Origin of the sequence: Sinorhizobium sp. 8-89 (assembly GCF_030124325.1) — a bacterium.
In the GTDB taxonomy this organism is placed as follows: domain Bacteria; phylum Pseudomonadota; class Alphaproteobacteria; order Rhizobiales; family Rhizobiaceae; genus Sinorhizobium.
In genome coordinates this window covers 1-3,733 of record NZ_JASKLR010000063.1, presented here as the reverse complement: position 1 = coordinate 3,733, position 3,733 = coordinate 1, and the positions used below count along the sequence as shown (strand labels likewise).

The following is a 3,733-nucleotide window of genomic DNA, read 5'->3' as shown; positions in this document are numbered from 1 at the left end:
GGCGGTGGAGTCGGCATGATTGGACCAGGGACTGGGGTTCGGGTCTATCTTGCCTGTGGAGCCACCGACATGCGTAACTATGCGGCGACGATAATTATGCGGAGCCGGAGACGCCGATGGGCGCATTGCCCGGCTTTTCGACATCCACCGACTCCACATAACTATGCACTAACGGGTGGCCAGCATCGCGATCAGTTTGTCCGGCGGGCGGAATTTGCCTGGCTTGATGCCGAGCGGCGCCAAAGCGTCGAGCATCTCGAGTTTTTCGGTAGGGTCAGCGCGCAGGTAGATCTCCGTGCTCTGGAGAGTGGCGTGACCCAGCCACAGCGCTACTTTGCGAATGTCGCGCGTCGCCTGAAGCACGTGCATGGCGCAGCTGTGGCGCAGCACATGGGGCGATATCGACTTCGTCGCCATCGTGGGCGCGACGCCGACAGCGGCGGCGGCGTGCTTTTCAAGGATGTATTCGAAGCCGGAGCGCGTCATCATCCGTCCAGCGTTGTTCAGGAAGAGGGCCGTGTCGCCATCCTTGGGTCTAACCGCGATCCAGGCACGGATCGCGGCAGCGGTCTCCTGCCAAAGCGGCAACACGCGCTCTCGTCGTCCTTTGCCGATGATATGGATGCTGGCGGGTGACCGTCCGTCGAACTGGTCTAGGGTGAGACCGACGAGTTCGGAAACGCGCAGCCCGCCAGCAAAAGCCAGATGCAGCATGGCCCGATCGCGAATGCCTGATGATGTCAGCCGATCCGGTGCATTGAGCAGCGCTTGCACTTCGGTACGCGAAAGCGAAGCCACGAGCGCCTCGTCAATCTTCTTCATCGGAATGGCGTGCACCCGAAGGGCCTGATCCAGCACCGCGGGTGCGCGATGCTCGAGATAGCGAAAGAAGGACTTCACGGCAGCCAGCCTGGCGTTGCGCGATCGGGCCTTGTTGCCACGCGTCTCTTCGATGTGTTCGAGAAAGGCGAGGATCATCGGTACGTCGATATCTTCGATCTGCAGCAGACACGGTCGCTTGCTCAATCGTCGCGCGGCGAACGTCACCAGCAGTTGGAAGCTATAGGCATAGGCATCGCAAGTGTGAACGCTTGCGCGTCGTTCCCGGGGAAGATGCTCGCGCAGGAACGCGGTGAGGTGCTGGGCAAGCTGGGTCATGCCGTCGCTCCTCGATGCAATGTCTCGCCGGCTGCCGACATATGCGCCATCAATTCCGGCGTTGACTGAAGATACCAGTATGTATCGGTCACATGGGCATGCCCCAAATAGGCGCTTAGGGCAGTGATATGCCGCGCCACCGCCTGGGAATCGTGCGCACAGCGTTCGAGAGAGCGGACCGCGAACGTGTGGCGAAGATCGTGGATCCGCGGCCCTCGCGATCCTGCAGCGCCTCGCAAGCCGATCGATCGCATGATCTGCAGAAAGACCGTTATTACTGTCGGATAAGCGAGCGGCGTTCCCTGATCCGAAATGAAAAGCGCATCGCTCTGACTTGCCGCCTTCAGGCGAGTCGCGAGGTATCCGTCCAAGGCGCGTCGGGTCGTTGTGTGGAGCGGCAGCAACCGACTCTTCTTGAACTTGGTCTGAGCAATGATCAAGCCGTCGTCGGTCACGTCGTGTAATCGTATAGCGATCGCCTCCGAAACACGCATGCCGGTCGCTGCAATCATCCCGAACATCGTGGCGTAGGTGAGCGATCGGATTGACCCGTCGGGGCCAAGTCGCTGCGCGGTGTCGATCAGCCGTCGGATCTCCCCGGGACTGTAGATATAGGGCGTGCGGCGTTTGCGACTGGCGCGGCCGAACAGATCAGCGGAGGGAACTTCATGGCGCGGATCTTCGGCATGCAGCGAGAGCGCGAAGCGACGTACCGCCAACAGACGGTTGCGACGTTGTTCGAGTGAAGGCGCCTGTAGCGCCCACTCGTGCACGGTTGCCGTCGTTATGAAATGCTCACCGCGATGCTCGGCAAAGGCGACGAAGTTGCGTAGGAGAATGCCTGGGGTCCGAAACTTGAATCCCAGGGCTTGGTGCAGCGCCGCATGATCGGCGAGGAGCTGACTCAGCATGGCAGCTCTCCCGGCCAGGGCTGGGCAACCTGCTCCAGCATCGCGACATCGACCTTGGCGTAATGCGCAGTCATATCGAGTGAACGGTGACGCAGCACCGTGCCAACAGCTTCGAGTGTGGCCCCCGAGCGCAGCATCGAGGTTGCCGCCGAGTGGCGCAGCAGGCACGCTCCGGTCGACGGGGGATCGGAAATGCCCGCACGTTTTAGCGCCAACGCTACGATCGTGGAGACATGGCTGGACTGTGCAAATGGCCGGTATGGAGCAATCATTGAGAGAAATACCGCCTCTTGATGCACGTGCGGCCGTTCCTGCTCGATGTACGCGAGCAGTGCATCGCCGACGTCCTGCGGCAACGGCAGTCGAACTTGACGGCGCGCTTTGCCACTCAAGCGCAGCATCCCAGACGTCCATTCGATATCGCCGAGGCTGAGTCCGGCTACATCCCCGGCCCGCAGCCCCAAGCGAGCCAGTAGGAGCAGGATTGCACGGTCCCTCAAGCGCCCTCTGGTGAGTTGATCACAGGATGCAATGACGCGCTCGACAATCGGCGGCTGCGAGATACCGTGGCAACGACGAAAGGCGCCATTGCAAGACCGGCGGAATGGCGTGATCGAGGTTGGGGCGGCACAAGCCGACACCCGCGAGGAAGCGAAGATAGCTGCGCAAGGCGCTCGTTATGGTCCTCAGGTCAGCCGGCCCGGTTCGCTCGCGCCACTCGCGGACAACATTACGGATCCGGGCGGCATCATAGTCGAGGGTCGCCGTACCGAGTTCTGGTAACAGCTTATGCAGGTGGCGAAGGTGACGGGCGATCGTTCGTCCCGACAGTCCCCGGTGGACGCGCAACCAGCTCTGATAGTCGTCAAGCAGGGGATATGGCGACGCGACCTTCAAGGGTGGACGCACGACACCTGCCCTTCGCAGGAAAACAACGAACCTCCCGGCGCGGCGCGAATATTTTGGTGAGATACGCAGCCACTGCCGCCCACCAGGACATCGACACCGATGTTCGGCAAAGCCACGAACGACATCGTCATCGATGACGTCGATCGAGATACCGGCGCTACCAAGCCAGGTCGCGAAATGTCGGGCCGAGGCCGTGTAGCCCTCAATGGTCAGCGGCGTATATCTCTGAGCGGCAAGGTCGTCCGCGAACTGATCGATCCATGACGATAACGGTCCTGGATCGAGGAACCAGCGGTTACGACTATTGGTATCCATATTTACTCTCCTCACAACGTGAACCCATCGTGAGGGAGCATAGTTATGTGGAGCGACCGCGCCTGCCTGTTCTATCTAAGTTGCTGTAAAAACTGCATAATCTATAGGTGGCAATGACAACTCCGCATAATTATCGTCGCCGCATAGTTGCGGTTATGTGGTGCACCACATAACCGCAAGGGCATCGAAGGTCTGGCTGCGCTTGCGCAGGAAGTGTTGCGCCAGAAGCCGACAGGAGGTGCGGTCTTCGCCTTTCGGGGGCGACGTGGCGATCGTTTGAAGCTCCTTTATTTTGATGGTCAGGGCTTCTGCCTTTATTACAAGGTCCTCCAGAGAGGCCGTTTCCGTGGCCGTCGACCGCCGATGGAACGGCTCGGCTGACGTCGGCGCAACTGGCCATGCTGTGGGAGGGGATCGATTGGCGACGACCCAACTGGGGT

The 3,733-nt window shown here is 60.6% G+C and carries 5 protein-coding genes; 1 reads left to right on the top strand and 4 read right to left on the bottom strand.

Annotated elements, in window-relative coordinates:
• Nucleotides 1-168 precede the first annotated feature (168 nt).
• From QN219_RS33545 to QN219_RS33530, 4 genes are read right to left on the bottom strand one after another with little or no spacing between them, the layout of a single operon-like run.
• On the bottom strand, nt 169-1,158 hold the full coding sequence (locus QN219_RS33545; protein ID WP_284004721.1) for a tyrosine-type recombinase/integrase: 990 nt from the start codon (nt 1,156-1,158) through the stop codon (nt 169-171).
• Nucleotides 1,155-2,069: a tyrosine-type recombinase/integrase gene (locus QN219_RS33540; protein ID WP_284004720.1), complete on the bottom strand. Its 915-nt coding sequence runs from the start codon at nt 2,067-2,069 to the stop codon at nt 1,155-1,157. The genes QN219_RS33545 and QN219_RS33540 overlap by 4 nt, the downstream gene beginning before the upstream one ends.
• Nucleotides 2,063-2,569 carry a tyrosine-type recombinase/integrase gene (locus tag QN219_RS33535; protein WP_284004719.1) on the bottom strand — a complete coding sequence of 169 codons (507 nt, stop codon included), beginning with the start codon at nt 2,567-2,569 and terminating at the stop codon, nt 2,063-2,065. Before QN219_RS33535 ends, QN219_RS33540 begins: the two co-directional genes overlap by 7 nt.
• 19 nt (nt 2,570-2,588) lie before the next feature.
• The gene (locus tag QN219_RS33530) at nt 2,589-3,293 is read right to left on the bottom strand and encodes a hypothetical protein (RefSeq protein ID WP_284004718.1); all 705 of its coding nucleotides are present in this window, start codon (nt 3,291-3,293) and stop codon (nt 2,589-2,591) included.
• Nucleotides 3,294-3,506: 213 nt separating this feature from the next.
• Here QN219_RS33530 and tnpB point away from each other — a divergent pair, with 213 nt between their 5' ends.
• Nucleotides 3,507-3,674 (top strand): IS66 family insertion sequence element accessory protein TnpB, encoded by a 168-nt coding sequence (gene tnpB / locus QN219_RS33525; protein ID WP_284004722.1) that lies wholly within the window; start codon nt 3,507-3,509, stop codon nt 3,672-3,674.
• Nucleotides 3,675-3,733 lie beyond the last annotated feature (59 nt).

Coding starts and splice junctions, on each gene's coding strand:
- QN219_RS33530 (WP_284004718.1), bottom strand. CDS start 3,293: ATGGATACCAATAGTCGTAACCGCTGGTTCCTCGATCCAGGACCGTTA.
- QN219_RS33545 (WP_284004721.1), bottom strand. CDS start 1,158: ATGACCCAGCTTGCCCAGCACCTCACCGCGTTCCTGCGCGAGCATCTT.
- QN219_RS33540 (WP_284004720.1), bottom strand. CDS start 2,069: ATGCTGAGTCAGCTCCTCGCCGATCATGCGGCGCTGCACCAAGCCCTG.